25 protein-coding genes and 1 pseudogene are annotated in these 24,436 nt (G+C 53.8%); 14 read left to right on the top strand and 12 right to left on the bottom strand.

Going from position 1 to position 24,436, the window contains the following annotated elements:
- The first annotated feature begins 190 nt into the window (after window positions 1-190).
- A complete protein-coding gene (locus ICA15_RS13605; protein ID WP_042556881.1) occupies window positions 191-1,516 on the top strand; it encodes an OprD family porin in 1,326 nt (441 codons plus the stop codon).
- A gap of 440 nt (window positions 1,517-1,956) precedes the next feature.
- Here the strand turns inward: ICA15_RS13605 and ICA15_RS13600 are convergent, their stop codons facing one another.
- The 6 genes from ICA15_RS13600 to ICA15_RS13575 all read right to left on the bottom strand — a co-directional run bounded on the left by ICA15_RS13600 (window position 1,957) and on the right by ICA15_RS13575 (window position 6,790).
- Window positions 1,957-2,424 (bottom strand): DUF411 domain-containing protein, encoded by a 468-nt coding sequence (locus ICA15_RS13600; RefSeq protein ID WP_042561924.1) that lies wholly within the window; start codon window positions 2,422-2,424, stop codon window positions 1,957-1,959.
- A complete protein-coding gene (locus ICA15_RS13595) occupies window positions 2,414-3,229 on the bottom strand; it encodes a c-type cytochrome (RefSeq protein ID WP_080963326.1) in 816 nt (271 codons plus the stop codon). The genes ICA15_RS13600 and ICA15_RS13595 overlap by 11 nt, the downstream gene beginning before the upstream one ends.
- A gap of 9 nt (window positions 3,230-3,238) precedes the next feature.
- Complete coding sequence (locus ICA15_RS13590; RefSeq protein ID WP_042556880.1) at window positions 3,239-4,213, bottom strand: copper resistance protein B; 975 nt, start codon at window positions 4,211-4,213, stop codon at window positions 3,239-3,241.
- Window positions 4,185-4,433: a hypothetical protein gene (locus ICA15_RS13585; protein WP_176393382.1), complete on the bottom strand. Its 249-nt coding sequence runs from the start codon at window positions 4,431-4,433 to the stop codon at window positions 4,185-4,187. The genes ICA15_RS13590 and ICA15_RS13585 overlap by 29 nt, the downstream gene beginning before the upstream one ends.
- 12 nt (window positions 4,434-4,445) lie before the next feature.
- A complete protein-coding gene (locus ICA15_RS13580) occupies window positions 4,446-6,407 on the bottom strand; it encodes a copper resistance system multicopper oxidase (protein WP_042556879.1) in 1,962 nt (653 codons plus the stop codon).
- A gap of 176 nt (window positions 6,408-6,583) precedes the next feature.
- Entirely contained in the window at window positions 6,584-6,790 is a 207-nt protein-coding gene (locus ICA15_RS13575) for a co-regulatory protein PtrA N-terminal domain-containing protein (RefSeq protein WP_042556878.1), read from the bottom strand.
- A 350-nt stretch (window positions 6,791-7,140) separates the two neighbouring features.
- Here ICA15_RS13575 and flgB point away from each other — a divergent pair, with 350 nt between their 5' ends.
- A complete protein-coding gene (gene flgB, locus ICA15_RS13570; protein ID WP_042556877.1) occupies window positions 7,141-7,554 on the top strand; it encodes a flagellar basal body rod protein FlgB in 414 nt (137 codons plus the stop codon).
- Window positions 7,555-7,669: 115 nt separating this feature from the next.
- Here flgB and ICA15_RS13565 read toward each other — a convergent pair whose 3' ends face one another.
- Together ICA15_RS13565 and ICA15_RS13560 are read right to left on the bottom strand one after the other, a co-directional pair.
- Window positions 7,670-7,870, bottom strand: a complete 201-nt coding sequence (locus ICA15_RS13565) for a heavy-metal-associated domain-containing protein (protein ID WP_080895979.1) — start codon at window positions 7,868-7,870, stop codon at window positions 7,670-7,672.
- Window positions 7,871-7,876: 6 nt separating this feature from the next.
- Window positions 7,877-8,089 (bottom strand): hypothetical protein, encoded by a 213-nt coding sequence (locus tag ICA15_RS13560; RefSeq protein WP_140396035.1) that lies wholly within the window; start codon window positions 8,087-8,089, stop codon window positions 7,877-7,879.
- A 139-nt stretch (window positions 8,090-8,228) separates the two neighbouring features.
- On the opposite strand from ICA15_RS13560, the gene ICA15_RS13555 reads away from it, so the two are divergent.
- The 4 genes and pseudogenes from ICA15_RS13555 to ICA15_RS13540 all read left to right on the top strand — a co-directional run bounded on the left by ICA15_RS13555 (window position 8,229) and on the right by ICA15_RS13540 (window position 10,042).
- Window positions 8,229-8,504, top strand: a complete 276-nt coding sequence (locus tag ICA15_RS13555; RefSeq protein ID WP_042556876.1) for a metal/formaldehyde-sensitive transcriptional repressor — start codon at window positions 8,229-8,231, stop codon at window positions 8,502-8,504.
- Between the two features lie 20 nt (window positions 8,505-8,524).
- Window positions 8,525-9,448, top strand: coding sequence for a CDF family Co(II)/Ni(II) efflux transporter DmeF (gene dmeF, locus ICA15_RS13550; protein WP_210553269.1), 924 nt, complete (start codon window positions 8,525-8,527; stop codon window positions 9,446-9,448).
- A 39-nt stretch (window positions 9,449-9,487) separates the two neighbouring features.
- Window positions 9,488-9,868 (top strand): hypothetical protein, encoded by a 381-nt coding sequence (locus ICA15_RS13545; protein ID WP_042556874.1) that lies wholly within the window; start codon window positions 9,488-9,490, stop codon window positions 9,866-9,868.
- Window positions 9,861-10,042: pseudogene (locus ICA15_RS13540) on the top strand (DUF1289 domain-containing protein). The gene ICA15_RS13545 and the pseudogene ICA15_RS13540 overlap by 8 nt, the downstream one beginning before the upstream one ends.
- Window positions 10,043-10,191: 149 nt before the next feature.
- Here ICA15_RS13540 and ICA15_RS13535 read toward each other — a convergent pair.
- From ICA15_RS13535 to ICA15_RS13520, 4 genes are all read right to left on the bottom strand, one after another.
- Window positions 10,192-12,549: a heavy metal translocating P-type ATPase gene (locus tag ICA15_RS13535; RefSeq protein ID WP_080895977.1), complete on the bottom strand. Its 2,358-nt coding sequence runs from the start codon at window positions 12,547-12,549 to the stop codon at window positions 10,192-10,194.
- A 2-nt stretch (window positions 12,550-12,551) separates the two neighbouring features.
- Window positions 12,552-12,803 (bottom strand): DUF2933 domain-containing protein, encoded by a 252-nt coding sequence (locus ICA15_RS13530; protein WP_080895976.1) that lies wholly within the window; start codon window positions 12,801-12,803, stop codon window positions 12,552-12,554.
- Between the two features lie 79 nt (window positions 12,804-12,882).
- The gene (locus ICA15_RS13525; protein ID WP_042556872.1) at window positions 12,883-13,419 is read right to left on the bottom strand and encodes a plastocyanin/azurin family copper-binding protein; all 537 of its coding nucleotides are present in this window, start codon (window positions 13,417-13,419) and stop codon (window positions 12,883-12,885) included.
- Between the two features lie 167 nt (window positions 13,420-13,586).
- Window positions 13,587-13,940: a co-regulatory protein PtrA N-terminal domain-containing protein gene (locus ICA15_RS13520; protein WP_042556871.1), complete on the bottom strand. Its 354-nt coding sequence runs from the start codon at window positions 13,938-13,940 to the stop codon at window positions 13,587-13,589.
- Window positions 13,941-14,144: 204 nt separating this feature from the next.
- Between ICA15_RS13520 and ICA15_RS13515 the strand changes: the two genes are divergently transcribed.
- The 8 genes from ICA15_RS13515 (at window position 14,145) to ICA15_RS13480 (ending at window position 24,300) form a co-directional block, all read left to right on the top strand.
- A complete protein-coding gene (locus ICA15_RS13515) occupies window positions 14,145-14,834 on the top strand; it encodes a heavy metal response regulator transcription factor (protein ID WP_042556870.1) in 690 nt (229 codons plus the stop codon).
- Window positions 14,831-16,219: a heavy metal sensor histidine kinase gene (locus ICA15_RS13510; RefSeq protein ID WP_086794046.1), complete on the top strand. Its 1,389-nt coding sequence runs from the start codon at window positions 14,831-14,833 to the stop codon at window positions 16,217-16,219. The genes ICA15_RS13515 and ICA15_RS13510 overlap by 4 nt, the downstream gene beginning before the upstream one ends.
- A 363-nt stretch (window positions 16,220-16,582) precedes the next feature.
- Complete coding sequence (gene copC, locus ICA15_RS13505) at window positions 16,583-16,966, top strand: copper homeostasis periplasmic binding protein CopC (protein WP_042556868.1); 384 nt, start codon at window positions 16,583-16,585, stop codon at window positions 16,964-16,966.
- A gap of 3 nt (window positions 16,967-16,969) precedes the next feature.
- Window positions 16,970-17,908 carry a copper homeostasis membrane protein CopD gene (gene copD / locus ICA15_RS13500; RefSeq protein ID WP_042556867.1) on the top strand — a complete coding sequence of 313 codons (939 nt, stop codon included), beginning with the start codon at window positions 16,970-16,972 and terminating at the stop codon, window positions 17,906-17,908.
- Between the two features lie 73 nt (window positions 17,909-17,981).
- Window positions 17,982-18,323, top strand: a complete 342-nt coding sequence (locus ICA15_RS13495) for a hypothetical protein (RefSeq protein WP_080896087.1) — start codon at window positions 17,982-17,984, stop codon at window positions 18,321-18,323.
- A gap of 99 nt (window positions 18,324-18,422) precedes the next feature.
- Window positions 18,423-19,679, top strand: a complete 1,257-nt coding sequence (locus ICA15_RS13490; RefSeq protein ID WP_042556865.1) for a TolC family protein — start codon at window positions 18,423-18,425, stop codon at window positions 19,677-19,679.
- Window positions 19,676-21,160 (top strand): efflux RND transporter periplasmic adaptor subunit, encoded by a 1,485-nt coding sequence (locus ICA15_RS13485; RefSeq protein ID WP_042556864.1) that lies wholly within the window; start codon window positions 19,676-19,678, stop codon window positions 21,158-21,160. The genes ICA15_RS13490 and ICA15_RS13485 overlap by 4 nt, the downstream gene beginning before the upstream one ends.
- Window positions 21,157-24,300 (top strand): efflux RND transporter permease subunit, encoded by a 3,144-nt coding sequence (locus ICA15_RS13480; RefSeq protein ID WP_042556863.1) that lies wholly within the window; start codon window positions 21,157-21,159, stop codon window positions 24,298-24,300. Before ICA15_RS13485 ends, ICA15_RS13480 begins: the two co-directional genes overlap by 4 nt.
- The last annotated feature ends 136 nt before the right edge of the window (window positions 24,301-24,436 follow it).

Here is a 24,436-nt window from a genome sequence, read left to right as displayed (position 1 = left end):
TCATTTACGCTTTTTAAGCATGCTTGCTGGTCGCTGACATAGAAGTAATTTTCAGGTCACGCTGAAGTTATCTTTTGTATGAAATTATGTCTGTCGGCACGTAGAGGGAATCCCTATGTGCCGGTGGCTTTTTATAATGATAAAAATATTTCATAAAGAAACTCTGCCAAGCAAAAGCCTGGAGTGTTAAATGAACAATAAAAGCTTTTATGGTCTTTCTCTCATTGCCCTTGGCATGAGCATGGGGCAAGTTGCAGTGGCCGTTGAGCAAAAACCTGAGGGGTTCATTGAAGGGAGCTCCCTTAGTCTTCTCAATCGTAATCTCTACTTCAATCGTGACAATCGAAAGGGCCAGTCAAGTCCCACAGGCAATGGTTACGCTGAAGAATGGGCTCATGGGATTATCGGGCGATTTGAGTCTGGCTTCACCCAAGGCACCGTCGGGTTCGGCATAGATGCATTTGCAATGGTAGGACTCAAGCTTGATTCGGGTGATGGGCGCTCGGGGGCTCGAAGCTCAGTGGATGTCATGCCCTACAACAGCAAAGGCCAACCTGAAGACTCTTACTCAAAAGTAGGCGGAGCCGCGAAGGCTCGCTTTATGGATACGGTGGTCAAAGTAGGAGATGTCTTTCCATCCACGCCTGTCGTGGCATATGGCGATTCTCGACTGCTGCCAGAGAGCTTTAAGGGGGCAACGTTCACCAACACCACCATTAAAGACCTGACCATTCAGGGGGGGCGGCTGCATGCGATGAGCCAACCCAACTCCAGCAGCATGCGTGACGGCTTTTCGACTTTCTATGCCGGTGCTGTTGATGCTCCATGGATTGCTTACCTTGGGGGCGATTACACCGTTAATGAGCATGTTGGTGTGAGTCTTTACGCCAGCCAATTTAAGGATGTTTGGAATCAGTATTACGCAGGCACTTCCCTGAGCTACCCGCTCTCAGAGAGCGTCGCGTTGATCGGTGGATTTAATTACTACCGCGCGGTCGACGAGGGTAAAAAACTCCTGGACAGCTTTGATAACAATATCTGGAGTGGCAAAGCCGGGGTTAAATTCGGCGTCCACACGGTGACCGTTGGCTATCAGCGCAGCAACGGCAATGACGACTTTGATTACCTGCGCCAATCGGACTCGATTTTTCTGGATAACTCCATCCAGTACAGCGACTTCAACTCACCGAAAGAGCAATCCTTGCAGCTTCGCTACGACCTGGATATGCAAGCGTTCGGCATCCCAGGCCTTAGCTTCATGACCCGCTACGCGAAGGGGTGGGACGCTGATTATTCCAACGCGAACAGCGTGTATATGCGTCGCGGAGCAGATGGAGCGCCATTGCAAGACCAAAAGCGTTGGGAGCGAGACATTGAGGCTAAGTACATCATCCAGTCAGGCTCTCTGAAGGACATGTCGCTGCGTGTTCGCCAAGCAACCACGCGTGCTACCGATTTCGAATCTGATTTGGATGAGGTCCGACTGATTGTCGAGTACCCACTGCAACTGCTTTAACGAGCGCTAACCTGCGGCACCAATTGTTCGACTACCAGGTACACCCCGTCTCCTTGTTTCTCCTTTGGTTTGGGAGGCGGCTTAGGCGCCCTAGTGGCGCCTTTTTTTGTGTGGATTGACATAAGTGCGGGACGTCCTGTTGTCAGTACCTGTGTTCGCCCCGCTTGGCAAACCTGCTGTCTAGGAGCTTTTGATCCGTTGACAGGCAATCTCCATTCATAACTGAGACTGAAGGTGCAGAGTCATCGTCGATATTCACTTCGACTGCGTGCGCATCGTTTAGCTGAGGGCGTTATAGAGTGGGGCTGGGGGGAACAGCAGGAGAGACGGCCAACAGTAGCTCATTGTCTTTGCGTGTTACTTGAGCGCGGAATGGACAGTATGTGTCCCGCTGCATGGCTATGTCGCTAACCACGCAGGGACAGGATTGAGGGGCCAGATTAGTTTCCGGGGTATTCAGCAATGACCTGGTCTGCGCCTGCTTTGGACAAACCGATTACCTGGTAAGCATCATGTTTTCCGTTGACTTCCATGCCCGGGGATCCAGCCGGCATGCCAGGAACGGCGATCCCGAGAAGGTCGTCACGTTTGCTCATCGCAATGATTTGCTCGGCGGGCACGTGACCTTCAACAAACTTTCCATTGATCATTGCTGTGTGGCAGGACGAGAGTCGTGGAGCAACACCGAGATCCTGCTTGACCGCGCTCATGTTGGTTTCTACATGATCAACGACGGTGAAGCCGTTAGCTTCAAGGTGCTGGATCCACTTCTTGCAGCATCCACAGTTAGCGTCACGATGGACGTCGATCGTCAGCGACTCTGCTGCATGACCAGCTGAACTGATAAACAGAGCCGCAAATGCAGCGAGGCGAAGTGCCCGACCGGGACGAAGAAAGTTATTTCGCATGGGTATGTTCCTTCCCATCAGCGTGGGTATGAGTTTTTGGCTGAGTGGCCGGAGTTGCAGGGGCGTCATGTGAAGCCTCCACAACCTGAGGATGGGCGTGTTCGGTACTTTCATCCTGAGAAGGCGCTTCGGCCGCCTCATGGGCATGAGCGCTGTTTCTCTCGCCATGATGGTCGCCTGCTTCGGCTATTTCTTCGCCTGTACCCGCATCATGATGCCCCGCGACAGCGCCTTTTTGGCCCTCATGCTGGCCTTCATGGTTATGCATTTTGCTCTCGCCGCCACCGTGTTGATGACCACCGCTGCTGGTTGCGAGAGCTTTGTATTGCTCTGCATCCATTGAAGGCAGCTGCTGGAGAAATGCGACCATTCCCCATATGTAGGGATCGGCCATGCTTTTACCCCAAGCGGGCATGCCTGTGGATTTGATTCCATGCTTGATGATCCAGAAAGCTGCGGCAGGGTTTCCATCAACGCCCAGTTTTGAAAGATTCGGAGGTGCGGGGTAAAGGCTATTACTTAACTCGGTTCCTTCAATACCCGGAGCGAGATGGCAACCGATGCACATAGAGTTGTAGTTGCCAGCACCTGCGCGGATTAGAGCTTCTTCGCTCAGGTCGGGGACTTTAATGTCGCGTGAGCGCACTTCGATCGAGCGATCCCGAGCGGTGGAAAGTAGCGCGTAAACGGGATCGGAGTGTGGTTCATCCGCCCCAACATTGATCACACCAAAATAAACCACGCCGGCACCTGTTATTGCGGCAACCACCCCGGCAGCAGTCAATGTTTTCAACGTTCTTTTCATGTCAGGCTCTTAAAACCACATCCGAATACCGGCGACAAATCGCGCCTCGTTCGCATGCTCTCCTTCATCGCTGGCCAGGTCTGCCGTATTGCCGTAGGAGCGGCTCCAGCTAACCCCAATGTAAGGGGCAAATTGGCGAACAATCTCATAACGCAATCGGAGCCCTACTTCGGTGTTTGCCAATCCAGACCCAATGCCGCGTTGAGGATCATTTTTTCCGTAAAAATTGGCTTCGGCCGTTGGCTGCAAGATCAGGCGATTGGTCAGCAGAATGTCGTAGTCGCCTTCCAATCTAGCAGCGGTTTGACCGTTCTCACCGATATAGGCAGTCGCTTCGGCTTCAAAGTTATAGAGGGCCATGCCCTGAATACCGAGCGCTCCCCAAGTTTGTGGTGATCCGGGCTTGAAGTCTTGTCGTACGCCGGTGACGACATCCCACCATGGACCGATGGAGTGCCCCCAAAGGGCTGAGAGTTCAGCGTTTTCCGTTACGCCATTGGTACGTTCGCCTTCCGAACGCAACCACAGTCGGTCAACGTCACCGCCGATCCATCCTTTTGCATCCCAGGCCAACGCACTACCGTTGTCAGCATCCTGGTACTCAAACTTATCCAGCAGCATGAAGGAGTTGACCTTCTTGTCGTGAACGCCATGACCAGCCACATCAGGGAACGCGGCTGCACGGTCAGCGTCGGTCAGTACAGGGATTGGAGTTCGGCTGGTGGTGGTAGCCCCTCCATCCATACTTTCCATACCGTCCATTGCTCCATTGTCCATGCTCATCTTGCTGTGATCCATTGCCCCCATCTTGCTATGGTCCATAGCTCCCATCGAGCCGCGATCCATCTTGGAGTGATCCATCTCTTCTGCCGCCTGGGCCATGAAAGAGAAAGCAGGACTGGTAGAGACTGCCAGTGCCATCAACGTTGGACGTAAAAACTTACTGGTCATGATCTCAATCTGCCTTTTTGGTTTTTTGGTCATGACCCATCGACTCATGGCTCATCTTGCTGTGATCCATTGATCCGTGATCGGGCTTTGATTCTTTTGTCGCAGTTGCAGGCTTGCTCGTTGGCTCCGCAGGAGTAGCAGGTGAATGAACACTACTATCCTCGACTGCCAGCGCCACGGACGAGAGTCCACCCATCAAGCCGACGGCAAAGAGGCAACCGACCAGCGATTTACGATTTAGGTATGTGCTCACAGATCGTCTCCTTTACTCATCAACCCGTACTTCACGGAACATGCCCATTTCCATATGGAAAAGCAGGTGGCAGTGATAGGCCCAGCGACCTAAGGCATCGGCGGTGACTCGATAGCTGCGCTTGGTACCTGGTGGCATGTCGATTGTGTGCTTGCGCACCATGAACTTGCCGTTTTCATCTTCAAGGTCGCTCCACATTCCGTGAAGGTGAATGGGGTGCGTCATCATGGTGTCGTTTACCAAGGTGATGCGAAGACGCTCCCCATACTTGAGACGAAGGGGCTCAGCGTCAGAAAATTTGATGCCGTTGAAGGACCAGGAAAACTTTTCCATGTGACCGGTCAGATGTAGCTCAATGGTGCGATTGGGCTCGCGGCCATCAGGGTCCTCGAAAGTGCTTTTCAGGTCTGAATAGGTGAGGACTCGACGACCATTGTTCCGCAAACCGATGCCTGGATCGTTTAGCTTTGGCGTCGGGGTCATGGCTTGCATATCAACCAAGGGGTTGTTGGTTTCGGAGGCTGGGTGAGTCTGCATTTCTCCACCCATACCGCCCATGCCAGCCATCTTGCTGTGGTCCATACCGGCCATGTTGGACATATCGCCTTTGTCCATGCCCGCCATCTTGCTATGGTCCATGCCAGCCATGTTGGCCATGTCGCCTTTGTCCATACCAGCCATCTTGCTGTGATCCATACCAGCCATGCTAGTCATATCACCGCCGTCCATGCCGGTCATCCCGGTCATGTCACTTTGGTCCATGCCCGCCATCTTGCTGTGATCCATGCCAGCCATGCCGGACATGTCGCCGCTGCCCATACCAGCCATGCTGCCATGGTCCATACCAGCCATACCGCCCATTCCCATGTCATCCATGGACAAAAGAGGCCTAGGGTCGATCGCAGGCACTTGTGCCTTTAATCCTTCGCGAACTGCGAGGGTTCCGCGTGCATACCCGGTTCTGTCCATAGACTGGGCGAAGATGGTGTAAGCCTCTTCACTGGCGGGCTCAACTATCACGTCATACGTTTCAGCTACGGCGATGCGGAATTCGTCGACGCTGACCGGTTTGACGTGTTGGCCGTCGGCGGCCACAACGGTCATTTTCAAGCCAGGAATTCGAACGTCGAAATAGCTCATCGCCGAGCCGTTAATAAAACGAAGGCGCAGCTTCTCACCTGGTTTGAAAATACCGGTCCAGTTACCGTTGGGCGCCTGGCCATTCATGAGGTAGGTGTAAGTATCTCCACTGACGTCTGCGAGGTCAGTGGGGTTCATTTTCATTTCTGCCCACATCTTTCGGTCGGCTACGGTAGATGACCAGCCTTGCTTGCTGACATCGTCGATGAAATCGCCAACGGTACGTTTGTGGTGGTTGTAGTAGTCAGATTGCTTCTTAAGCTTCGCCATGACGCGACTAGGATCTTCATCGGTCCAGTCAGTCAACATCACCACGTAGTCGCGGTTGTATTGAAAAGGTTCAGGTTCTTTCGAGTCGATAACGATTGGCCCGTAAACGCCTGCCTGCTCCTGTAAGCCCGAGTGGCTGTGATACCAATACGTACCGTTCTGATGGATCTTGAATTTGTACTCGTACATACCGTCGGGTGCGATGCCATGGAAGCTTAATCCGGGTACGCCGTCCATATTGGCCGGCAGGATGATCCCGTGCCAATGGATGGAAGTGTCCTGGTCCAAACGATTTTTCACACGCAGTGTGACTGTCTCTCCTTCGCGCCAACGCAGCAAGGGTCCTGGCAATGATCCATTGATGGTCATGGCCGTGCGCGGCGAGCCGGTGATGTTTACAGGGGTTTCACCAATAAACAGATCAAATTCGTTGCCGGTGAGGACGCTCGGCAAGCCTGGACTGGTCACTGCCCATACAGGAGTGCGCCACAGACCAAGGCCGCCAAGGATGCCACCGGCGGCCAGGCCTTTAACGAATGTCCGTCTAGAGGTTTTGGAATGCATGCCGTTTATTTCCAATCAGTCAAAAGGGAGCCGTTCAAAACAACCCGTGAGTTGGCAAGATGAGCTTCGCTTACCGTTAAAAAGACGAATTTTTACAGCAAGCGAGCTCAGAAATTGCCACATCTAAACCACCTTAGTGATTACATTTCTGTCAGGTTGGCCGCGTGCCTAATCGTTCAGCAGTTTTTATGATCCATCGCTTTCGCTTTGCTCTCAGCGACAGGCGGTTGAGAGCTCTGCGTTTGAGCTACCTGGTACGATTCCATCGAATTATTTTTGGCCAATTCCATACGTGCGAAAGTCCGATCACCACCGCCCTCAGCCATAGCCAAAGATGAAATGCTCAGAGCAGCGATGACGAACAAGGATTTGATAGTGTTCATTTGGGGTTTCCTCAGATCAGTACTGGCCGCCCCTGAATCCAATCGTGCATTGATTCGTAGCGGGTGAGCATTAGGCTCAATAGGACTATAAGGGTCACCCGCTGTCGGGAAGCTTAGGCCAATATTACAGTTGCGTCAGGTTGTGATATTTCTCTTGAAGAACATCGTATTTAGTCCTTAAGGTCTCGGTCTTCCAGCGCGCATCGATATTACTCACCAATAATATCAACGGGCGAACCTTTGTAGGTTTTCGTTACTCAAGGTGACTATGTCTTTGAACCTCTATTGGTCGGAGATGTGAATCCGGAGGTATCGCGTAGTAAATAAGTGAGCTTGTTGAGGATTATTGCTTGAGTATTAGTTTCGAAAAAGCGGTCGGCGTAGCGGAAAGAGCTTTGAATCTTCGTAGCCAAAGAGCCGAAATCCTGAGTAACAACATCGCAAATGCTGATACGCCGAACTACAAGGCCCGAGATTTAGATTTTTCTACTGTGCTCGCCCGCGAAATAGAAAAAACACCTGCCACTCTATTTTCTTTGGAAACAACAAATGTAAAACACATTGCCGGAATAGAATCCGTAAGCGATATTTATGGAATTAGTTTGCTTTACAGTACACCGGCTCAACCTGCCATTGACCAAAATACTGTCGATCAGCAGGTTGAGGTCGCAAAGTACACAGAAAATGGAATACGTTTCGACGCCGCTTTTACTCGGTTGAATGGAGCATTCAAAGGTTTGCTCAAAGCTCTGCGAGGTGATTAGTAGCGCAGGGGCTTGCGAGCGGTAATTGTGGTCGACGCTGCTATGGTATCCCTGAATGTTCACCAAGTGGATCCCCCCTGCAACGGGCGTCTGACCAGGGGCAGCTGTCAGCGCTTCAAGCGCTGATCTGGCAAGGAAAACCTACCGCCTCGACAGCTTTACGAATCTGCTCTGGGCTTTCGCTGCTTTCAACTCTCACCTTACCGGCTGACCGATCCACGGAAACCGTAGCTTCGTTATCCATTGACTGAATCGCCTTGGTGATTTTGCTGACGCAACTGCCGCAACCAATGCCGGAAACATTTAAAACGAACATGGTTTTTTACCTCTCAAGCTGAGCGGTTTCTTTTCGCCGCACCAACAGCATCGACGTTGACACGATGGCAAGGTCAACAGTTATCTGTTTCGGGTTGTGACCGTCATTGTGATGGGTAGTTGGGCAGACTTGACCACTCGTTTGCATTTGACCTGACCAACCATTTGCAGCGTATTCGACTTTGGCCATCGCCGGCAGAGAACGGTTAGAGGCGGACATTACAGCTCCTCTCGCTCCTCGCTCGCACTTGAGGCCTCTTTTCTGCCAGGGACTGTAGATGCTCTCTCCGCTCTATGATCTTGCATAGGCATAGGGGGTATGCCTATCATGCGCAATACATAGGTAGGTGGGGTATCCCATGGGCCATATTGCAGCAAACAAAGAAAATCTTCTCAAACGCGTAAAACGCATAGCCGGACAAATCCAAGCCGTTGAACGAGCATTGGAATCGGATCTCGATTGCGCAAAAACATTACACCTTGTTGCTGCCACTCGCGGAGCAATCAACGGCTTAATGGAGGAAATCATCGAGGACCACGCGCGGGAGCATGTCGCGAACCCTGCGCTCAGCGAAGAAGAGCGTAACAGGGGCGTCGAAGAGCTTCTTGAAGCCATTCGCCGTTACGCTAAGTGAACGCATCTAGGTACACACTCATGAGCAACACCAACATCAATTACACACACGACCACGTGTTCCTTGGCTCAGCGCACGACGAAAATGCCAAGCGTACGCTTTGGGTTGTGGCACTGACGGTGCTGATGATGGTCGGCGAGATCACCGCCGGCTATATTACGGGTTCGATGGCGTTACTGGCCGATGGCTTCCACATGGCAACCCATGCCGGCGCATTAGGCATCGCGGCGGCCGCTTACGGATATGCAAAACGCCATGCTTCCAGCGAGCGCTACAGTTTCGGTACCGGAAAGGTTGGAGACTTGGGCGGATTCGCCTCGGCACTGGTTCTCGGTATGGTCTCCCTGGGAATTGGCATTGAGTCTGTCATGCGCCTCTTGCAGCCAACGGAAGTTCAGTTCGGCACCGCTACGCTCATCGCGATTACCGGTTTGATTGTCAACATTGTCAGTGCGTTGTTGCTGGGCCACGGGCACAGTCATGAGCACGACCATGATGATCATGCCCATGCCCATGCCCGTCACGGGAACGACAACAACCTGAAATCTGCGTACGTCCACGTTATCGCGGACGCGCTCACTTCAGTTCTGGCCATTGCGGCACTGCTCGCCGGGCGTTATCTCGGTTGGGTTTGGCTGGATCCGGTCATGGGTATCATCGGCGCCATTGTTATCGCGCGTTGGGCCTGGACCTTGATGGGGGGCACCGCAGGTGTGCTGCTGGATCAGACAGATGCGCACGTTGCCGAGGAAATCCGCGAACTGGTTGAGAAGCCGGGGGATGCCATCATCACTGACTTGCATGTCTGGCGGATTGGGCCGCAAGCCCATGCGGCCATCGTCAGCGTCGTTGGTAAGGCCACTGCGAACGCCGACAGCATTCGTGAACGTCTCAAGCCGGTTCACGAAGTCAGCCATCTGACGGTCGAGTTTCGACCGGCCTGATTCAGAGCCTGCCCTCCATTGTCTCCAAAGGAACCCGCAATGCCACCAGGGAAACGCGAACTGGCGCGGATAGAACGCCGGTTGATTACCAGGCTCACCGAAGCGTGTGAAACAGCAAAAGGTGAAATCAAAGGCTTTATCTGGCTCACCCATACCGCTGACCTCAACGCGCTGGCTGAAACCCTGAAGGTCATCTGGGTATTCGAAACCTTGGCGGATAGAAAGCTCGCCTTGTTTGACGCGAAGGCGCGCATCTTTGAGCTGACGGCTATCGCGTTGAAGGAGGCCGACATCGTCCTGACCCCTTCAGACCACAGCGTCCACTTCGACTCTGAGGAGGAGTGTCAGCGAACTCACGGAGGTTACTGGAACACCCGCCTGACTCAATACGTGTGTCCAAAGGTGGCTGACAATGGCTAAAGAAATCGAGAATCCCTGCATCTCAGTTTGTCAACTCAGTGGTGATCTGTGTATGAGCTGTGGGCGAAGCAAGGAAGACATCAGAAAATGGAAACGCATGAAGCGGCCTGAAAAAATGGCCGCTGTGCAAAGGGCGAGTGTGCGCTTGAAGGACTGAAGAAAACACATGGGTAGTCCCTTGCCCAGATTTACCGCTTTGGGTCGTTATGAGCCCCTCAGCTTTGATGTCTGGTTGGTCAAATTCTCAATCACAGATCAGTCAAATGCGAATGACTGGTCAGGTTCTATGCAAACGCATGGCAAGTGCGCTGCAATTTTGAAGTTCAGTCAATTCGGGTATTCCTCAGTCTCAATGCATTGAAAACTACAGATGCAGAACTGACGCTCATGGCTATGGCAGCGATCATTGGCGACAAGAGGTGTCCCGTCAGTGGATAGAGCAAGCCTGCGGCAAGGGGGATACCCATCGAGTTGTAAAGAAAGGCGAAACCCAAGTTTTGCCGCATGTTTTTTACTGTTGCGACCGAAAGAGCCCTTGCTCGCAAAATCCCCATCAGGTCGCCTTTTACTAGCGTGAGTTGCGCGCTATTCATCGCAACGTCAGTCCCTGTCCCCATGGCAATGCCCACATCTGCTCGCGCCAGGGCTGGTGCATCGTTGATACCGTCACCGGCCATGGCGACCTTCCGGCCGTTTTGCTGAAGGTCTGCGACCAGACGCTCCTTGTCCTGAGGTTTCACTTCACCGTGGACTTCTTCAATCCCCATCTCCCTGGCGACAGCCCGAGCGGTGGTGAGCCCGTCGCCAGTAGCCATGATGATTTTGATGTCATCAGCCTTGAGCTTGGTGACTGCTTCTTTGGAGGTCGGCTTAATCGGATCTGATACTGCCAACAACCCTGCCAATACCCCGTCGACTGCGAGGTAGATGATGCTGATGCCGTCAAGTCGCAACAACTCTGCACGCTTTTGTAGGGGCTTGGTGCTGACACCTGCGGCTTCCATCAACGCGGTGTTCCCCAGTTGGATCTTCTTGCCATCAACGATGCCACTGACCCCGATACCTGAACCAGACTCAAAGGATCCTGGCTTGGTGAGCTTAATGTTCTCGGTTCGGGCGTGATCGACGATTGCATGAGCCAAGGGATGTTCGCTGCCCTGATCAAGGCTGGCAGCAAGCTGAAGAACATCGTGGGGATTGAAACTGGGTGTGGCCTCCACACTGTGAAACACTGGCCGTCCCTCTGTCAGGGTGCCTGTCTTATCGACAATCAGTGTGTCGATCTTGCATAGGTTTTCGATGGCACTGGCATCCCTGAACAGCACGCCCATGCTGGCTGCTTTACCTGTCGAAACCATGATCGACATGGGCGTAGCAAGACCCAACGCACAGGGGCAAGCGATGATCAGCACGGCGACAGCGTTGATCAGACCAAACACCCAGCTGGGCTCAGGGCCAAAAAGCCCCCAACCAACAAATGTCAGTATCGCAATCGCGATAACACCCATCACAAAGTAGCCGGCAATCGAGTCGGCCATTCGTTGCATTGGTGCTTTGGATCGCTGAGCCCGAGCGACCATCTGTACGATCTGTGACAGCATGGTCTCGGCGCCGACCTTCTGCGCCTCCATTACTAAGCTCCCATGTGTATTGAGCGTGGCACCGATCAGACTATCTCCAGCTCTCTTCATTACCGGCACTGGTTCGCCAGTAAGCATGGACTCATCCACCGCACTTTCACCTTCCAGTACTGAGCCATCAACTGGAACCTTTTCACCGGGTCTGACCCGTAGATGGTCTCCAAGGTGGACATGGGTGAGAGGAATGTCTTCTTCCTGTCCATCGGTATTGATCCGGCGTGCTGTCTTGGGCGACAGGCCGAGAAGGGACTTGATGGCGGCGGAGGTTTGCGATCGTGCTTTGAGCTCAAGAATCTGCCCAAGCAAGGTGAGTGAGATGATGACCGCTGCGGCTTCGAAGTAGACGCCGATGCGTCCATCTTGCATGAAGGTGGCCGGAAAGCTTTGAGGTAAGAGCGTTGCCATGACGCTGTAAAGGTATGCTGCGGCGGTACCCAACCCAATCAGTGTCCACATATTTGGGCTGCGATTTCTAATAGATGCTATGCCTCTGACAAAAAAAGGCCAACCTGCCCACAAGGTCACCGGTGTCGCCAGAGCCAGCTCGATCCAGTTTTGGATCGGGCCATGGAAAAGTTGTAACGTGTGTCCCGCCATGGCGAGCAAGGTCACTATCACGGTTAATGGCAGCGACCACCAAAAGCGGCGGGCGAAATCCCGGAGTTCAGGATTTTCTTCTTCATCGAGCGCGGGTATGACCGGCTCTAATGTCATGCCACATTTAGGGCAGTTGCCGGGTCCGGGCTGGCGTATTTCCGGGTGCATCGGACAGGTAAACTCAGTGCCTGTTTGTACCGCAGGCTCTGGAGTGGTGACGCGGGACTCGGCGCTCGAAACATTACTGCTGAAGCGTTCAGGATCAGCTCGAAACTTCTCCTGGCATTTCAGGCTACAGAATTGATACTTCTGTCCCTGATAAGACTCACCAAATTTACTTGATGAAGTGACTGCCATTCCGCACACCGGGTCACGTAGATCATCGTCATTTAGCGGAGCAGCATGGGCGTGACTGTGGTCGTGGTGGCTCGATATGTTAGGCATGTCTATTTCCCTTCTTTGTCCTTGTGGGTTGCTGCCTGATCGCCATGGCTATGTCCGCCATGGCTATGTCCAAAAAAATGCATTAATGGACAGATCAACAGAATCAGATAAGGCCAAAATGGATAAACGTGGCTGAAATGCTCCCGCAACACGTAGAAGGCACCAATCGCAATGAGCATGATTAGGACAACGCCTGTTTTGCGCCTCCAATATGGTGCGGTGGTGTTTCCATCCAGGCGCTGATGGTTACTCATGATCTAAGCCTCACTGTGTACTCTGCAACAGAGCGTAGCCAACTCCTGTGTCGAAGCGGTGGGAGAAGCCGGCTTAGGCTTATTTCAGGTCAAACTGACCGACCATTCCCGATTGGTAATGTCCGGGCACATTGCAGGCAAACTGAAGGCCTGTGCTGTTGTTGAAGGTCCAGATCAGCTCTTGGGTTGCGCCAGGCTCAATCAGGACGCTGTTCGGGTCGTTGTGCTCCATTCCGACCATCTTCATTCCACCCATGCTGTGGCTCATACCGCTCATCGTTTTTCCGGTACCGGTGGGGTTAAGCGTCCCGTTCTGGAACATGCTTGCCATTTCTTTTTGGTGTGCTGCATGAGCAGAGGCTTTGCCGATGTTGAACTCGTGCAGCAGCGAACCATCATTGCGAAGGACAAATCGAATGGTTTCACCAGGCTTAACGTCGATGCTTTCAGGTTTGAAGAAAATATCGCCCATCTCGACCTCCACCGTACGAGTAACCTGAGAGGCGACTCCAGGCTGGCCGATGTCCTCTTTCCCATGCCCTGCGCTGGCCATAGCCGTAGCACCGAAGAGGAGAGTGATTGCTGCGATGACAGGGGTAACGAGCTTAGCTTTCATAGTGACCTCGAGAGTAAGAGGAGTGGGAGCACTGGCTATGCTAAAGACATGGAGCTGCCAGTTAACTGACCTGAACACTACATTTCTGTCAGTTTTCAAAAAAGCACGGCGTCCAAATGACGCCGTATTTAACGTTACTGTTCAAAAAGCCCATTGGAAGCCGGTTTTCACTGATGATTCTCTGAAAGCATCAATTTGTGCTCGCGCTGCATTTGGTTCAAAACGTCATCGACGATTTTGTCGTGCTTTTCCATCCAGGCGAGGTGCTGCTGAGGAGACATTGAGGCGTCTGGATGATCTTTATGGAGTTGGCTCATGAGCTCTCCCAGCATCTTCATATGCTCAGTCATGTGGACATGACGCTGACCTTCAGGAGCGTTTTCAGCTTGTATCAGGACAGCTTCTGCCTTGTTGCGCAGACCCTCCATACGCTCTATAACCCGGTCTCCGCCACTTTCAGCCCATACAGAAGCTGAGACGAGTATTGAGCTCACAAAAAACAGAATTTTCAGGCGATTCATGGGGCAACTCCTTATGGAATTGTTTTCCGGCTCCTAAACGTTTCATGCTGAAGAGTCGGTCGAGCACTAGGAAGTACTCATGCTTGAACCCTAGACAGCGCTCGCTGACATCTACCTGAAGCCAATATTACTTTTCTGTCAGTTGCTGGTTGGCTGCCGGTTTTCGTTGCAGACTCCGCTTCATCACTATCAGAGAACGACCTCATGAGACTTCTTGTCGCTGAAGACGAACCAAAAATAGGTATCTATTTGCAGCAAGGACTCACCGAGGCGGGGTTCAATGTTGATCGTTTTACTAATGGAAAAGAGGCGCTTCAGCACGCTTTGAGCGAAGCGTATGACCTGTTGATTCTCGACGTCATGATGCCTGGATTGGATGGCTGGGAAGTTCTGCAGAAGGTTCGCGCTTCCGGGAAAGACGTCCCCGTACTCTTTCTCACAGCGAGAGACCGCGTTGAAGATCGAGTTAAAGGACTTGAACTCGGCGCAGATGACTACCTGATCAAACCCTTCGCATTTTCTGAATTGCTTGCTCGAGTCAGAACGTTGCTGCGTCGCGGTAACAGCGCGCCTTCGCAAACCTACATGAAATTGGCTGATCTGGAGGTGGACCTACTCAAGCGTCGGGCCATTCGTGCAGGTAAGCGCATCGACCTTACGGCCAAAGAGTTTGCGTTGCTTGAGCTGTTGCTGCGACGTCGTGGGGAGGTGCTGCCAAAGTCACTTATCGCTTCCCAGGTTTGGGATATGAACTTCGATAGCGACACCAACGTTATCGAGGTTGCGGTTAGACGGTTGAGGGCCAAGATAGATGACGACTTTGAGGTCAAGTTGATTCATACCTCGAGGGGAATGGGTTACATGCTAGACGCGCCTGATTCGGAGTCGGAATGAATCGGATGTCCCTGACAACTCGCATGAGTCTGATGTTCATGCTCGCGGTAACGGCCGTGCTTACGGTCGCCGGACTTAGTTTCAACAACCTCAGTCGGCATCACTTTAAGATGCTGGATCAGCAGGCATTGAACGAAAAGCTCCACTCGACCCAGAGAATTTTGTCCGGGTTGAACACCATCGATCAATTCAGCGAATTTAAGCCTGAGCTGGAAGCGCTGCTGGGTGCTCACCGGGATTTGACGGCCCTAATAATCGATGGTGAAGGCAAGCTGCTGTTCGCAGATCCCGGTCCGGTAGATATTCCGAAGGAGTTCCGCACAACCACAAACAACAACGTCTGGGAGTGGCGGGAGCAAGAGCAGATGTTCCGTGGCGTGACAGCACAAGCCGTTGTGACGGGGCAAGACAAGCCGTTGACAGTCATTTTGATCTTTGACGTTACTCAGCATATGTCCTTTTTCGAGACGCTTGAGCGCTGGTTTTGGATAGGGCTGGTAATTAGCGCGCTGGTCAGTGCGGCGCTTGGCTGGATGGTAGCAAGCAGTGGCATGCGGCCTATTCGCCAGGTCACGCGGGTCGCCGCCTCTATGTCAGCAAAATCACTAAAAGAGCGCATCCCTTTAGCGCCTGTTCCTAAAGAACTTCAGCAAATGGTGCTGTCCTTTAACGCAATGCTGTCCAGACTCGACGATGCATTTGTCCGGTTATCGAATTTTTCCGCAGACATTGCCCACGAACTACGGACTCCTGTAAGCAACTTGATGACCCACACCGAAGTCGTGCTTTCAAGAAAAAGGGATATAGAAGACTACGAAGACAACCTGTACTCAAATCTTGATGACTTGAAGCGTATGAGTCGGATGATTGATGACATGCTATTTCTGGCGAAGTCAGACAATGGTCTGATCACCCACGAGAACAAACCAATAGATTTGGTGGAAGTCGTGGAGAAACTGCTTGAATACTACCGTCTTTTGGCAGATGAGCGAGGGATAGAACTGAAGGTTTCAGGAAGGGGCAGCGTCCGAGGCGATGTCCTTATGCTCCACAGAGCTATATCTAACCTGCTCTCTAATGCGCTTCGCTACACCTCGGAAGGGAAGATGATCAGTGTCGAAATCCTCCAGAAGGAGATGTCGGTATTGGTCGTCGTGGAGAACCAGGGTGAACCCATTGCCCCCGAACATCTTGAAAAGCTCTTCGATCGTTTTTATCGCGTGGACCCAGCGCGCAGGGAAGGAAGCCCAAGCAACGCAGGGCTAGGTTTGTCGATTACCCGATCAATTATTGAGGCGCATGATGGCAAAATCTGGTGTACGTCATGTGACGGTAAAACGGCCTTTCATCTCGAGTTTCCTAGTGTTGACTTGCAGGTCAGCTGAGCAATGCCGCATTTGTGATCAACGGCGTTAGCGCGACTTGGGCCTGCATCCAGTTTCGTAATTTTTTGAATGAGTGAATACCCCAGTATTTGCGGCGTGCGGTCTCGTTTCTAAGACTTGCGACCTTCGCCAATTCGATCCCAAACAGCGTGTCAAGCTGACTGAAATGTAATCGAACAGTTTGCGTTCGTGTGGCATCGTGTTCTTGCACTGTGACGTTGGGGCTTAGCGAGATTTTCGTGTTCAACCTGCACTAGAGATGGAAGCTCCGAGTTAACCATCAGTGGTTTTAAATTGAAAATTACAAACTAGTTCTTCCCAAACAAACCTCAAATCAACAGCTCTTGCTGTGAGGAGTCTTGCATGTCATTCCTTAAAACTACGACCGTAGCTGTTGCACTTACTGCTGGTTTGCTTCTGAGTGCCGTAGCTCAAGCACATCCAAAGCTCCTTTCTTCCACTCCGGCGGAAGGCTCGGATGCGGCGGCCCCTTCGAAAATTGAACTGCACTTTTCCGAGAATCTCACCACTCAGTTTTCCGGTGCAAAACTGATCATGACTGATATGCCTGGCATGCCGAACTCTCCAATGGGTGTAAAGGCCGCCGTCGCTGCTGGCGGTGATCCGAAAACGATGGTGATTACGCCGGCTGCACCTCTGACGACCGGTACCTACAAAGTTGAATGGCGTGCAGTCTCCTCGGACACCCACCCGATCACCGGCAACTTTTCCTTCAAAGTGAAATGATCCATGAGCGACTCAATAAATATTGTGGTTCGCTTTGCTCTCTATTTTGACCTGATGTTGTTATTTGGATTGGCCATATTTGGCTTGTACAGTCTCAGGGGAAAAGAAAGGGTATCGGGCACGGTCTTGAATTTTGAGTCGCTTCTTTACGGTACTTCTGTTGCAGGTGTAGCTCTGTCCCTTGCCTCGATGTTGTTGCTTGCGAAAGCAATGAGCGGTGTATCGGAGCTTATGGAGCTACATCACCACATTTTTGAAATGGTCATCATGGGCACCGACGTTGGGTTGACCTGGATGGTCCGAATAGCCGCCTTGGTTGGGGCAATTATGGGCGTCGCGTTGAACAAACGATTTCCGACACCCAGCCTCTGGATCGTCACCGTGTGTGGAGCAATCGCGTTGGCCACGCTAGCCTGGACAGGGCACGGTGCCATGGACGAAGGCAGCCGCCGCTACTGGCATTTTCTGAGCGATATTTTCCATTTATTAGCGGCAGGTGGCTGGTTGGGTGCTCTAGCGGCCTTCGCTCTACTGCTGCGGTTGAAATCGCTGAAGGGCGAGGAGGAAGCACGAATTCTTGCCCGCGTGCTGACTGGCTTTGAGTCGGCCGGCGGTGTGATTGTTGCGATCATAAGCGTAACGGGAGTCGTGAATTACCTTTTCATCGTCGGTCCAAACCTTGATGAGGTCATGCTGAGTACCTATGGTCAGCTGCTGTTTTTGAAGATCCTGCTCTTTGCCGGGATGATCGTTTTAGCCACACTGAACCGCTTTCACTTAAGCCCGCAGTTGGAGCGCTCAGTTCGCAATGGTCAATACTCTGTAGCGGTTAATGCCTTGCGCCGCAGCATGAAATTCGAATTCCTGATGGCAATCCTCATCATCTGTCTGGTCGCATGGTTAGGCACGCTAAGTCCTGAAATGGAAATGAGCGCGCAATAGAGGTTTCTGGCAGCTAACCAAGAAGCCGGGAACGGGATTGTTAGCACCATTTCTACTGGCTACACTTCAGTCCATGACACGCTATGTACGGTTTTGCCTGATATTCCTGATTAGCTTGGCGCTTCCCCTCAGTGGGATGGCGGGTGTTCAGGCGCCGACAGAGCCGTGTCCCATGCAAACCATGGGCATGGCGATGATGGACGGCATGGGCCAAGACTGCTGCCATGACATGAAAAGTCCCACCGAGCATGGTAAACCCTGCAAGCCGGGCCAGGAGTGTAAGACCGGCGGCATGCTGCAAGTCTCTATCATCAAGCCTCTGGTCCCCCTATCTAGCCCCCTCGAAGCGTCCATCTCCATAGACTCCCATCCTGTCCAAACCCCTTCAGGGGTATGGCGACCGCCCCGCATTTGATTCCTGTACCACACTGAGCCTCATTCCGCGTTAGCGGGATGGCATATCTGCGTGCATGTCTGATGAAGCGCGCAGTGGATCATCACAGGAATCGTGAACATGAACTCCAAGTGCTATTGCACAGGGTGGTCCCTCGTGGCCGGCCTGGCGGCAAGCGTACTGGCATTGCCGAGTCTCGCTGCCGCATTGACACTCGATGAAGCTTTGCAGCTGGCTGAAAACAATGCGCCGTCGCTGACTGCACAAGACGCGAAAATTCAGGCTGCCAGTAGTGCGGCCATCCCCGCTGGTGAACTACCCGATCCCAAGTTGCTGCTAGGCGTACAGAACTACCCCATTGGGGGGCCGGATCGCTGGAGCATCGACCAAGACTTCATGACTATGCGAATGGTCGGAGTCAGTCAGGAGATGCCCAGCAGCGCTAAGCGCAAAGCCCGAATCGAGGTCGCTGATGCGGCCATTGAACGCGCCGCCGCTGAGCGCCGGGTCGAACGTCTAAAGGTTCGTCAGGCCACGGCGTTGGCCTGGATCAACAGCTACTCGGTTGAGCGTAAAGACACTCTGTTTCAGGACCTCTACAAAGAAAACCGTCTGCTGGCCGATACCGTCCGGGCACAAATTGCCGGTGGCCGCGCTCAACCTGCTGATGCAGTAACGCCCAAACAGGAAGCGGCACAACTGGAAGAGCAGCAGGACGATCTGATTCGTCAGAGAGCGCAGGCCCGAGCTGCCCTGAAGCGCTGGATTGGACCAGCCGCCAATGACAAACCTGTGGGCAGCTTGCCTGAATGGCCTGTCGAAGCCTCTGACTACTCTCATAAGCTGCAACATCACCCAGAATTGGCAGCTTTTGCGCCAATGACCCGCGAAGCGCAAGCCAAGGTCCGTGAAGCCGAAGCGGAAAAACAGTCGGATTGGAGCTGGGAAGTCGACTATCAGAATCGCGGCCGACAGTTCGGCGACATGGTCAGCGTGCAATTTTCCTGGGATCTACCACTGTTTCCTGACTCTCGGCAAAACCCCAAAATTGCGGCCAAGCACGCTGAACTCAACCAGCTAGAGGCCGAGCGGGAAGCCCTGTCACGCAAGCATACCCAGCAACTGGAGGACGATCTGGCCGATTATGAACGCTTGAATCGTGCCGTTCGCCGAACCCTGGACAGTCTGCTGCCTCTGGCCAAGGAGAAGGTCGAGCTCAGCATGGCCAGCTACCGCGCCGGCAAAGGCGATTTGAACTCCGTCGTGGCTGCTCGGCGCGAGCTTATCGAAGCCCGTCTCAAGCAGATTGATGTTGAAGAGCAGCGTGCTCTCACCAGCGCTCGCCTGTATTTCGCCTATGGGGAGTCCGCTCAATGATCTCTAGAACACGGAAAGGGGTATTTGTTGTCAGCATCTCAGTTGCTTTGGGGGTTGCCGGTGGTTACTGGTTGGCCCAACCGAGGGTGAGCTCGGTACCGGATGCAGCACCGGAGCAGAAGCCTGAGTCATCAGTCGATCGCAAAGTTCTGTATTGGTACGACCCCATGTACCCACAACAGAAATTCGATAAGCCGGGTAAGTCGCCCTTCATGGACATGCAAATGGTCCCTCAGTACGCGGATAGCAAGGGGGACAGTGACACTGTTCGCATTGATCCAAGCCTGACCCAGAACCTCGGTGTGCGACTGGCTACCGTCAGTCGAGGTGTGTTTGCTTCGAGTCTGGACGTTGTCGGAGTGTTGGCTTTCAACGAACGGGACGTCGCCGTCATTCAAGCCCGTACGGCGGGTTTCGTCGAGCGCGTGTATGCCCATGCTCCTGGCGACGTGATCAAAGCCAATGCCGCCATGGCGGATATCCTTGTACCTGAGTGGGCTGCGGCTCAGGAGGAATTTCTCGCACTCAAGCGCAGTGGCGATACAGGCTTGCTGGCAGTGGCTCGCCAGCGCTTGCGGCTCACCGGGATGCCGGCGGCATCAATTGCTCAAGTAGAGCGCAGTGGCAAAGTCCAACCAAACCTGACCCTCACCAGCCCTATTAGTGGTGTGCTGCAAGAGCTCAATGTGCGCGAGGGTATGACGGTGGCCGCCGGCGAGACACTGGCACGCGTTAATGGTTTGAGTAGCGTCTGGCTGGCCTTGGCCGTTCCGGAGACTGAATCTGGATCGATCCTCATGGGGCAAACGGCAGAGGCGCATTTGCCCGCGTTCCCTGGGGTTGTGCTCAAGGGCGTCGTCAGCGCGATTCTTCCGGAAACCAATCCGGATAGCCGCACCCTTCGCGTACGCGTCGAGTTACCCAACCCAGAAGGCCGTCTCAGGCCGGGTATGACCGCACGAGTGAGCCTCAATCGTTCAACGGAGCAAAGTGTGTTGTGGGTGCCGAGCGAGGCCGTCATTCGCACCGGTCGACGTGCTCTGGTGATGCTTGCTGAAGACGCTGGCCGCTATCGTCCTGTTGAAGTGTTGATCGGGCAGGAAAACGATGACAAGACGGCGATCTTGAAAGGTCTGGAAGAGGGCCAGAAGGTGGTTACCTCTGGCCAGTTCCTGCTCGACTCGGAGGCCAGTCTCAAGGGCATCGTTGCAAGCTCGGAGGAAGAGTCACCACCCAGCGCAGCAGTCTCCAGTTTTCATGAGGCGGATGGGCAGATCGTTGAGATCAACGACAAAGAAGTCACACTCGCCCATGGTCCCTTCAAAACGTTGGGCATGCCTGGCATGACGATGACGTTCCCACTCGCTACTCCGGCGCTGATGCTGGGCCTCAAAACGGGCGATAAGGTTCGGGTTGCGGTGAGTCAGACCGACGATGGCCTGCGTGTTGAGCGTCTAGACAAATCGGGGAGCCAGCCATGATCGCCGCCCTGATTCGCTGGTCAGTGGCCAACCGATTCCTGGTGCTACTGGCGACACTTTTTGTCACGGCTTGGGGCATCTGGTCGGTGCAGAGCACGCCCATTGATGCGCTGCCGGATCTCTCCGATGTTCAGGTGATCATCCGCACCCCGTATCCGGGACAGGCACCGCAGATTGTCGAGAACCAGGTGACCTATCCGTTGGCCACCACCATGCTTTCGGTGCCTGGCGCCAAGACCGTGCGCGGCTACTCCTTCTTTGGTGACAGCTTTGTCTATGTGCTGTTCGAAGACGGTACTGACTTGTATTGGGCCCGCTCGCGGGTGTTGGAGTACCTGAGCCAAATACAAAGTCGCTTGCCGGCCAGCGCCAAACCGGCGTTGGGGCCAGATGCGACAGGCGTTGGCTGGATTTTCCAGTACGCGCTGGTAGATCGCAGTGGCGGACACGATCTGGCGCAACTTCGTGCACTTCAGGACTGGTTCCTCAAGTTCGAACTCAAGACTCTGCCCAATGTTGCCGAGGTGGCCACCGTGGGTGGGATGGTCAAGCAGTACCAGGTGCAGCTTGATCCACTCAAATTGGCCAGCCTCGGTATCACGCAGGCCGAGGTGACCGAAACGATCGGCAAGGCCAATCAGGAAACCGGCGGCGCCGTCCTAGAGATGGCAGAGACCGAGTTCATTGTGCGGGCTTCCGGCTACTTGAAAACGCTCAATGATTTTCGGGCGATCCCACTCAAGCTGGGATCGGGCGGTGTGCCGGTGACCCTTAGCGATGTCGCCACGATCCAGTTGGGTCCGGAAATGCGGCGTGGCATCACCGAACTCGACGGCGAAGGCGAGACGGTTGGCGGTGTGGTAATTCTGCGCAGCGGCAAGAATGCTCGCGAAACCATTGCGGCGGTCAAGACCAAACTCGACGAGTTGAAAAGCAGCTTGCCGGCGGGGGTGGAAATCGTCACCACCTACGACCGCAGCAAGCTGATCGACCGCGCCGTGGAAAATCTCAGCCACAAGCTAATCGAAGAGTTCATCGTCGTCGCGTTGGTCTGCGGGATCTTTCTCTGGCACCTGCGTTCATCTCTGGTGGCAATCATCTCCCTGCCGGTGGGGGTACTGATTGCCTTCATCGTGATGCGCTATCAAGGGATCAACGCCAACATCATGTCCCTGGGCGGGATTGCCATCGCCGTCGGCGCCATGGTCGACGCTGCCGTGGTGATGATTGAAAACGCGCACAAGAAGGTTGAGGCCTGGCACGCGGCCAATCCTGGGGAGGAACTGAAAGGTGAACGTCATTGGCACGTGATGACTGAAGCGGCGGCGGAGGTAGGACCAGCACTGTTCTTCTGTTTGTTGATCATCACGCTGTCGTTCATTCCGGTGTTCACCCTGCAAGCGCAAGAGGGGCGGCTATTCGGCCCGCTGGCTTTCACCAAGACCTACGCCATGGCCGCGGCGGCGGGATTGTCAGTGACCTTGGTGCCGGTGTTGATGGGCTACTGGATTCGGGGACGAATTCCCAGTGAACAACAGAACCCGTTGAACCGCTGGCTCATCCGGATCTACCAGCCGGCTCTGGATGCAGTCTTGCGACGACCGAAGATCACGCTGCTGGTCGCGTTGCTGGTTTTTATCAGCGCATTATGGCCAATGTCGCGCTTGGGTGGCGAGTTTCTTCCACCGTTGGACGAGGGCGACCTGCTCTATATGCCTTCGGCTCTGCCGGGATTGTCGGCGCAGAAAGCGTCGCAACTGCTGCAACAGACCGACCGCCTGATCAAGACCGTGCCGGAGGTCGAACATGTCTTTGGTAAAGCCGGTCGTGCTGAAACTGCCACCGACCCGGCGCCGTTGGAGATGTTCGAAACCACCATCCAGTTCAAGCCGCAGGAGCATTGGCGTCCAGGCATGACTCAGGAAAAGCTAGTGGAAGAGCTGGATCGAGTGGTGCGAGTTCCTGGGCTGACCAATATCTGGATACCGCCGATTCGCAACCGTATCGACATGCTGGCTACGGGGATCAAGAGTCCTGTTGGGGTGAAAGTTGCCGGCACCAATCTGACGGAGATTGATGCCGCGACTCAGGCGGTCGAGCGAGTGGCTAAGGGCGTACCCGGTGTCAGTTCGGCTTTGGCCGAGCGATTAACCGGTGGGCGTTACATCGACGTGGATATCGACCGAAAAGCCGCCGCCCGCTACGGACTGAATATCGCCGATGTGCAGTCGATCGTGGCCGGCGCTATCGGCGGTGAAAATGTCGGCGAGACCATTGAAGGGCTTGCACGCTTCCCAATCAACGTCCGCTACCCTCGGGAGTGGCGGGATTCGCTCGGTGCTTTGGAGCAGTTACCGATCTACACCCCACTAGGCAGCCAGATCACCCTTGGCACCGTGGCGAAGATCAAGGTCAACGACGGGCCGCCAATGCTCAAGAGTGAGAACGCACGGCCTTCAGGCTGGGTGTACATCGACGTGCATGGCCGGGACATTGCCTCCGTGGTGGCCGATCTACGCCGGGTCGTCAGTGAGCAGGTAAAGTTGCAGCCCGGCATGAGCTTAAGCTACTCAGGTCAGTTCGAGTTTCTTGAAAGGGCCAACGCACGACTCAAACTGGTGGTGCCTGCCACGCTGTTGATCATCTTCGTGTTGCTCTACCTGACATTTGCACGCCTTGATGAGGCTTTGCTGATTATGGCCACGCTGCCATTCGCTCTCACGGGCGGGGCATGGTTTCTCTATCTGTTGGGATTCAACCTGTCGGTCGCCACCGGGGTCGGCTTTATCGCCTTGGCCGGTGTTTCTGCAGAATTTGGCGTGATCATGCTGCTCTACCTGAAAAATGCCTGGGCCGAGCGTCAAGACCTCGGTGACAACACAGAACACGGGTTAATGGCCGCGATTCGTGAAGGCGCTGTGCAGCGCGTTCGACCCAAGGCCATGACCGTTGCGGTGGTTATCGCTGGTTTGTTGCCAATACTTTTGGGAAGCGGTACCGGCAGCGAGGTGATGAGCCGCATTGCCGCCCCGATGATTGGAGGTATGGTTACGGCGCCCTTGCTATCGCTGTTTGTGATCCCGGCGGCCTATCACCTCATGCGTCGTCGACACTTGTCCGTTGAGCCTGGCAAGCACTGACGCGTAAAAATGCATACAAAAGGGGCTGCGCTTGCAGCCTCGTTTGAACTGCACAGCCCGTTTTCATCAGTCCTACGCGCGGTATGTATCGAAATTAGCAAGTTTATGTCTTTTGCATAAACTCGCTAATTTCGAT

Origin of the sequence: Pseudomonas sp. P116, from assembly GCF_020149425.1 — a bacterium.
GTDB classification, from domain to species: Bacteria; Pseudomonadota; Gammaproteobacteria; order Pseudomonadales; family Pseudomonadaceae; genus Aquipseudomonas; species Aquipseudomonas anatoliensis.
Note: the sequence above shows the minus strand (reverse complement) of the source record. Positions and strands in the feature narration are given on the sequence as shown.

Coding starts and splice junctions, on each gene's coding strand:
- ICA15_RS13600 (WP_042561924.1), bottom strand. CDS start 2,424: ATGCGAAATAACTTTCTTCGTCCCGGTCGGGCACTTCGCCTCGCTGCA.
- ICA15_RS13580 (WP_042556879.1), bottom strand. CDS start 6,407: ATGCATTCCAAAACCTCTAGACGGACATTCGTTAAAGGCCTGGCCGCC.
- ICA15_RS13560 (WP_140396035.1), bottom strand. CDS start 8,089: ATGTCCGCCTCTAACCGTTCTCTGCCGGCGATGGCCAAAGTCGAATAC.
- ICA15_RS13565 (WP_080895979.1), bottom strand. CDS start 7,870: ATGTTCGTTTTAAATGTTTCCGGCATTGGTTGCGGCAGTTGCGTCAGC.
- ICA15_RS13520 (WP_042556871.1), bottom strand. CDS start 13,940: ATGAATCGCCTGAAAATTCTGTTTTTTGTGAGCTCAATACTCGTCTCA.
- dmeF (WP_210553269.1), top strand. CDS start 8,525: ATGAGCAACACCAACATCAATTACACACACGACCACGTGTTCCTTGGC.
- copC (WP_042556868.1), top strand. CDS start 16,583: ATGTCATTCCTTAAAACTACGACCGTAGCTGTTGCACTTACTGCTGGT.
- ICA15_RS13485 (WP_042556864.1), top strand. CDS start 19,676: ATGATCTCTAGAACACGGAAAGGGGTATTTGTTGTCAGCATCTCAGTT.
- ICA15_RS13525 (WP_042556872.1), bottom strand. CDS start 13,419: ATGAAAGCTAAGCTCGTTACCCCTGTCATCGCAGCAATCACTCTCCTC.
- ICA15_RS13605 (WP_042556881.1), top strand. CDS start 191: ATGAACAATAAAAGCTTTTATGGTCTTTCTCTCATTGCCCTTGGCATG.
- ICA15_RS13555 (WP_042556876.1), top strand. CDS start 8,229: ATGGGCCATATTGCAGCAAACAAAGAAAATCTTCTCAAACGCGTAAAA.
- ICA15_RS13575 (WP_042556878.1), bottom strand. CDS start 6,790: ATGAACACTATCAAATCCTTGTTCGTCATCGCTGCTCTGAGCATTTCA.
- ICA15_RS13530 (WP_080895976.1), bottom strand. CDS start 12,803: ATGAGTAACCATCAGCGCCTGGATGGAAACACCACCGCACCATATTGG.
- ICA15_RS13590 (WP_042556880.1), bottom strand. CDS start 4,213: ATGACCAAAAAACCAAAAAGGCAGATTGAGATCATGACCAGTAAGTTT.
- ICA15_RS13515 (WP_042556870.1), top strand. CDS start 14,145: ATGAGACTTCTTGTCGCTGAAGACGAACCAAAAATAGGTATCTATTTG.
- copD (WP_042556867.1), top strand. CDS start 16,970: ATGAGCGACTCAATAAATATTGTGGTTCGCTTTGCTCTCTATTTTGAC.
- ICA15_RS13510 (WP_086794046.1), top strand. CDS start 14,831: ATGAATCGGATGTCCCTGACAACTCGCATGAGTCTGATGTTCATGCTC.
- ICA15_RS13595 (WP_080963326.1), bottom strand. CDS start 3,229: ATGAAAAGAACGTTGAAAACATTGACTGCTGCCGGGGTGGTTGCCGCA.
- ICA15_RS13490 (WP_042556865.1), top strand. CDS start 18,423: ATGAACTCCAAGTGCTATTGCACAGGGTGGTCCCTCGTGGCCGGCCTG.
- ICA15_RS13495 (WP_080896087.1), top strand. CDS start 17,982: ATGACACGCTATGTACGGTTTTGCCTGATATTCCTGATTAGCTTGGCG.
- ICA15_RS13535 (WP_080895977.1), bottom strand. CDS start 12,549: ATGCCTAACATATCGAGCCACCACGACCACAGTCACGCCCATGCTGCT.
- ICA15_RS13480 (WP_042556863.1), top strand. CDS start 21,157: ATGATCGCCGCCCTGATTCGCTGGTCAGTGGCCAACCGATTCCTGGTG.
- ICA15_RS13545 (WP_042556874.1), top strand. CDS start 9,488: ATGCCACCAGGGAAACGCGAACTGGCGCGGATAGAACGCCGGTTGATT.